The organism is Microbulbifer variabilis ATCC 700307 (genome assembly GCF_000380565.1).
Lineage (GTDB): Bacteria > Pseudomonadota > Gammaproteobacteria > Pseudomonadales > Cellvibrionaceae > Microbulbifer > Microbulbifer variabilis.
In genome coordinates, this window is record NZ_AQYJ01000008.1 from 1 (window position 1) to 5,822 (window position 5,822).

Below are 5,822 nucleotides of genomic sequence, written 5' to 3' on the forward strand. Positions count from 1 at the left end.
ACCATCCCAGAAGCCATCGAAAGGATTTCCACAACCAACCCCAGCAGTCCGCTGGCCGTATTCCGCACCAAGTACGCTCACCTCGTGGAGGTTGTGTTCGCGAATACGGTGGTGACCCAATTCTGGATAAACCAGGGCCACATAAATTACCTGGGCACGTATCACCGAGACAATCTGCACGCAGCCGAAAGGCGATTTCAGGATTATTTCGAGAGCATGCCGAAGGCAGCATGATGGGACGCTTGGCTGGTTTTTGGTTGCTTGATAATTGCTTGGGGGGCATGACATGAGATTCGATAGTGCTAGACAAGCGTGGCACGACGCCTTTGATAGCTCCACAGCTGCATTTGATTATGAGGCCATGGGCGGCCGAAGTACGGTTTTATCAGCTGGGAGAGGGCGAAAGGTTGTAATTCGCGGAGAGGTGCTGGGTAGGGCCAACCAAGTTATTTGCCGGGTTGCAGCCCCAACACTAGTTGCGAAAGAAACCCCCGGAGCCAAGGACAGCGGCAACCGCATCATGGATGCCTGTGAAAAGGGCTTGATTCAAGATGCAGTCGCCAAGCTGCGAGCAAGTGATCCTCTGGCCTACTGCTGGGGCATGGCCGCCTACGCCCCGCCAGCCTCAAGAGTCAAAGAGCGAGCGGCACTACTGAAGTACCTGATGAATGAATTCGACAAATGGGAGGAGCCGCACCCGCGAGAAAAGGTTAGCCAGCTGGCGCTATTTTGTATTAATGCGTGTGCACTGCGTGATGTAAATGGCCGAGTAATAGACCTGGGCCAAGCGCGGACAATTTTAGGGTGTGACAAAAAGCGTTGGGATAGGGAGTGGGTAAAAATTTGGAAACGTTTGCAGCGGCGTTTGGACCCATTACCCGCAAGAGCTTTAGGGCCTGTTTCTGAGGTTGTGCAGGAGTACAGAGGGCAGCTTAAAGCCGCTTGTTGACAGCTTTGTCCTGAGTAGGTATAAATTCCCCATAATGCGGTTTTTCCGCTTTGCAGAATAAAACCGGCCTCTGAGCCGGTTTTTTTACGCTGTTAATTTCTAAATCTATTGAGCGAATGTATGCACATGGAAATATTGGACGTAAAATTCTCATGAACTATTTTTATATAATTTTTTTAATGTTGTTAAGCATAAGCAGTTTAGCTTCTAATGATACTTTCTTCATGGAGGTGAATAATAATTCAAGCCATGAAAAAATCTCGAAGATTGATAGTACAGACCAGAGCACTAGAGATGAAGCAAGGATGGGTGCTGAATTAGATAATTGTATGAGCTTACTTAGAGATAAAGTAGTAGCTTATGCTTCTAGTCCTAATGGTATGAGTATAGATAAGCTTGTATATAAGGGAAGTCTAGATGATGAGTATAGTGTATCTAGAACACTGAGATCCATAATGAAGAGTGGTGTAGAGGAAATATCCTATTTTACACTAGAAGCTTATAATGCTCGCTATGGAGCTTCTCCTATACCCAATGTAAGAGATGAAATAGAACCAACGCATTTAATTTTTATTAAGCCGAATGGTAATAGATTTTCCAGTGGTTTAAGTTTTCCTGCTGGTCGCTCAGGTGATGTTTGTTATTTCCTTGAACCTGAACTTTTAGTTATTGACTGATATATGTAAATGTTAATGGCGGTTGTCTAAGCGCAAGGATTTTTCAGGATATTTTAAGTTGTTTATCTTAACTCATTTGCGGGGAAGAGTTTTGGAGTAGTATTTGAGTTGGAGAAAAAGGGTCAAGAAGCGATTTAAAGTAGTCTGTTGACAGTTTTGTCCTGAATAGGTATAAATTCCCCAGCATGCGGTTTTTTCCGCTTTGCAATAAACCCGGCTCCCCAGCCGGGTTTTTTCGTTTCTGTCTTACTGTTTTTCATTACTCCATCACCTGTACTTGGCGGCGTTCTTGTGGGCGTCGTTTTTTTATTCCTTAGCTCTGCGAGCGGAAATTCATGAATTGCAATCTGCAACGATTCGCCTATGGGCCTGAAGCTACATTGGGGCGGCTGAGAGTGCGCGACTGTGTGTTTTATACGGTAGAGCGCCCGTGGTTGGGTAATCGTCCGTTCGAGAGCTGTATTCCTGAAGGGGTTTATTCCTGTAATCCGTATAACTCACCTAGGTTCCCCAATGTGTGGGAGCTTCAGGAGGTTCCTGGCCGTACAAAAATATTGATCCATACCGCTAATTATTCGGCGGATGTGCAGGGCTGTATTGGTATTGGTTCTGGCCTGGCTCCCGGTGGCTGGTGGGTGATGCAATCCCGTAAGGCAATGCAACGGTTGCGAGAGCTGCTGCCCACCGAGTTTGATCTGACAATTACACACTATGTGCCGGAGTATCCGTGATGGGTATTTGGTCTGGAGTTAAGGGTTTATTTGCTGGCCCCGAGTCTGCGGGCAAGGTGCTGGATGCCACTGTAAATACCGTGGATGCGGTATGGTTTACCAATGAGGAAAAATCCCGTTGGTATCTCAAGTACCTGGAGGCAACGCAGCCTCAGAACCGGGCACGGCGATTAATTGCCTTTTTGGTGACATTTGTTTGGGCGTTACTAGTTTTATTTATTGCAGCGGCCATGGCTTTTAAGGCGCCTTTTGTAGCAGACCTAAAGGGCCTGCTGGTTGATGTGGTTGTGCAGCCTTATAGCATCATCATCGGCTTCTATTTCGTGAAGTCGTGGGTGAGTGAGGTTAAGCGGTGAACACTGTAGCTCAAGAGGCAGCGAGGGAAGCCATGGTTCAGAAGGTCGCCAGTGCAACCACTACGGTTGCTGCGGGTACAGCGGTAGTCGGTGGATATGCAGCACAAGAGTTATTGGCGGTGGGTGGTTTCTTGATTGCTTTGAGTGGGTTCATTGTGAATTGGTATTACAACCATAAGCGCTTGAAGCTGCAGGAAAGGCAGCAGGACGGGGACGATGGACGTTAGTGTAAAGCTGGATACTTCAAAGTTTGATCGGGCATCTGCTGAATTAAAAAAGCAGTTACCTTATGCCAGTTCGGTTGTCCTAAATAACGTGGCCTTTCGTATACGGGGAGAAGAGCGCTCAGCGATGGGGCGGGTATTTAAAAACCCGGCAAAGTTAACGCTGAACTCTGTATTGGTAAAGAAAGCCACGAAGCGTTCTGGCATTGCCAAAGTCTTTATCCGTGATCAGGTTTCCAACGGTACAGCCCCTAGCAAATATCTAGCCCCATCGGTCATGAATGTGAACCGGAACGACAAGCGCTTTGAGCGTGCCCTTCGGCACATAGGTGTCCTGCCTGCTGGTATGTATGTGGTGCATGGTGAGGCGGCGAGATTAAACAAGCACGGGAATATATCGGTCGGAACCTATAAAAAAATCCTGGCTGAACTACGGGGTAACCCTGGCTCTACAAGTGGGGCAGGTAGTGCGCAGGGTAAGAAGGGGAAATATTTCGTTGGCAAAGTTAATGGTGTCTTAGGCGTTTGGAAGAGGGCAGGCGGTAAGCGCCGGCCAACGGTTAAGCCCATTCTGATATTCCTCAAGGGGAAGCCAGACTACCGCAAGCGATTCCCTTTTATTCGAATAGCTGAAGGCATAGCACGGCGCCACCTTCCGATAGAACTTGATAAGGCCATGGACCATGCGATTGCGACCGCAAAGAGACGTTGAACGGGTCCTCCTGACGGGGCCAGCACACGGGTAATTCGAACCGTGTTCTTTTAACAGATATCTGAAATTTCCTAGGGGGTTATACCTTGGCTGGTGATATCTCTCTTGATGATCAGGCCACTCAGTCTGGTTTTGCCCGCCTGGTTGGTGCTACTCAACCTGCTATTGCCAAACACTACAAGGCAGAGGTTTTTACCGTAGGTGCCAGTTACAAAGTTTGGCTTCATGAATACTACGAGCGACTGCGAACCGAGGCCGCAGGCCGCCAGGCGAATGAGGCCCGAAACCGTCGCGATATGGCGCAGGCGGTTGAATCTGAGGCGAATGCCCAATTAAAAATGCGCGAGCTGTACAAGCAGGATCAATTAATTCTGGATATTGAGTCTGTACGCAAGGCGATGGTGGAATGGTCCACCGTTGGAAAGAATGAATTTATAGGAGCGGTAGAGAGCATCATTATTGCTATCGAAAGTCAGTATGCCATTACCGTCAACAGAGAACCCCTACAGCCAAACATTGAAGCTGCCCTCAGAACTATTGGCGGTTACGAGATTGAATTTACAGAGGCTGGTGAAGGAGGTACGCCAGACCTGGATACCGCAGCCTAAAATTCCGCTGATTGAGTGGTTGCCAGAAAATATCAAGTTGCCATCCGAAGATAGCGATAACGCGGGGTACTACCGAGTAGATTTTGTGCCCTATTTCTGGGGCGTAATGCACGCGCTCGATAGCCAAGTCTCCTGGATGGTTGTAATGCAAAAAGCGGCGCAGATTGGCTGGACGGTATTGCTAGCGGCAGATATCTGTAAGGTGGCGGTGACTGATCCCGCGCGGGTATTGATGCTCTTTCCAAAGGATTCAAAAGGCCAGAATTTCATGGACGAAAAGTTCGTGAAGATTGTTGAGGGCTCGCCGAATGTAGCGCGTGTGATTGATGTCTCCACCAGTCGCAAGCTGGGGAACAGATCTACCAGAAAAGTATTCCCTGGCGGGGAAGTGCGTACTGTGGGTTCTAATTCCGTCTCTAATGTTAAATCCACCACTGCCAAGCGTGGTTATGTAGAAGAGCCCGACGATACTAACAAAGACGTCGGTGATCAGGGCGATTCCATTCGCCACCTGCGCGAACGCCTAAAACGGATGCGCAATAAGAAATTGATTATTGGCGGCACGCCGGCGGTTGCTGATCTTTCCCAAGTGGAGCACTACACCAAGCTCGGCACAATGCGCGTGCTACCGGTTACCTGTCACGACTGTGGTGAGTCCCATGTACTGGACTGGGAAAACGTTAGTTGGTTGGAGAAAGAGGGCGGCACACCGCACCCGGTATTCGGCCTGAATCAGCCAGAAACCGCCGTTTATACCTGTCCTAAATGTGGTAGTGCCTGGGATGACTACCGCCGCCAGGCCAATATCCTGCAGACCTGTAAAACCGCGCGGGAAAACGGCGATGACTTTGCCGGCTGGTTCAAAACCCAATGCGGCGAGGACTTTGCAGAGGATGAAATCGAACCGATAGAAACCTTTATGGAGCTATCAGAGCTTTATGTGTGTATCCCGGGTACTGGCTTGGCGGAGGTCGTCAGGGATTTCTTGGAAGCCGAACACGAAGCCAAAAGCGGCGATGAATCTGCACGCATCGTGTTCCAAAACAACAAGTTAGGCAGGCCCTATAAATATGCGGCCAACCGGTTGCTGGATCATGAAAAACTGCAAGAAACTGCGGAAGACTATCCAGAGCTATTTTGTCCGGCTGGTGGGTTGCTGGTTACTGTCGGTATTGATGTTCAGCATGACCGCCTCGCCATCACTATCCGCGCATTTGGTCGCAATGAAGAAAGCTGGCAAATGTACTGGGGCGAAATTGATGGCGACACGGTAGATAAGCGCGATAGCTGCTGGGATGCCTTGGACAAGTTAGTTTTCCAAGGCTTCAAGCATGAGCGCTTTGGTGAGATTTACGCATCTGCAGTCAGTATCGATTCCTATGATGGTACTACCAGCGGCGCGGTGTATGAATGGGTAAGAACTAGAGAAAGAAAATATCGCCGCGTCCTAGTGATGGCAATTAAGGGCGATAGTAGAGACTTTGGCAGCAAAGAAATATTTTCACATCCAAGGAAAGCAGAGGTTAGTAACCCAACGCGCACTACTAAAGCCGATCGCCATCAAG

Annotated in this window: 8 protein-coding genes; all 8 read left to right on the plus strand. The window is 48.8% G+C overall.

Annotation, left to right across the window (positions count from 1 at the left end; genetic code table 11):
• Positions 1-286: 286 nt before the first annotated feature.
• Positions 287-949 (plus strand): hypothetical protein, encoded by a 663-nt coding sequence (locus G367_RS0100160; RefSeq protein WP_020411071.1) that lies wholly within the window; start codon positions 287-289, stop codon positions 947-949.
• A 152-nt stretch (positions 950-1,101) separates the two neighbouring features.
• A complete protein-coding gene (locus G367_RS0100165; RefSeq protein WP_020411072.1) occupies positions 1,102-1,626 on the plus strand; it encodes a hypothetical protein in 525 nt (174 codons plus the stop codon).
• Positions 1,627-1,961: 335 nt separating this feature from the next.
• On the plus strand, positions 1,962-2,357 hold the full coding sequence (locus G367_RS22670; RefSeq protein ID WP_020411074.1) for a DUF5675 family protein: 396 nt from the start codon (positions 1,962-1,964) through the stop codon (positions 2,355-2,357).
• On the plus strand, positions 2,357-2,713 hold the full coding sequence (locus G367_RS0100180) for a hypothetical protein (protein ID WP_020411075.1): 357 nt from the start codon (positions 2,357-2,359) through the stop codon (positions 2,711-2,713). Before G367_RS22670 ends, G367_RS0100180 begins: the two co-directional genes overlap by 1 nt.
• Complete coding sequence (locus G367_RS22675) at positions 2,710-2,940, plus strand: holin (RefSeq protein ID WP_245556633.1); 231 nt, start codon at positions 2,710-2,712, stop codon at positions 2,938-2,940. The genes G367_RS0100180 and G367_RS22675 overlap by 4 nt, the downstream gene beginning before the upstream one ends.
• Positions 2,930-3,649, plus strand: coding sequence for a hypothetical protein (locus G367_RS0100190; protein WP_020411077.1), 720 nt, complete (start codon positions 2,930-2,932; stop codon positions 3,647-3,649). Before G367_RS22675 ends, G367_RS0100190 begins: the two co-directional genes overlap by 11 nt.
• 86 nt (positions 3,650-3,735) lie before the next feature.
• Positions 3,736-4,257, plus strand: a complete 522-nt coding sequence (locus tag G367_RS0100195; protein WP_020411078.1) for a hypothetical protein — start codon at positions 3,736-3,738, stop codon at positions 4,255-4,257.
• The coding region (locus G367_RS22680; protein WP_020411079.1) for a terminase gpA endonuclease subunit at positions 4,220-5,822 on the plus strand (1,603 nt) is incomplete at its 3' end. The genes G367_RS0100195 and G367_RS22680, both read left to right, overlap by 38 nt.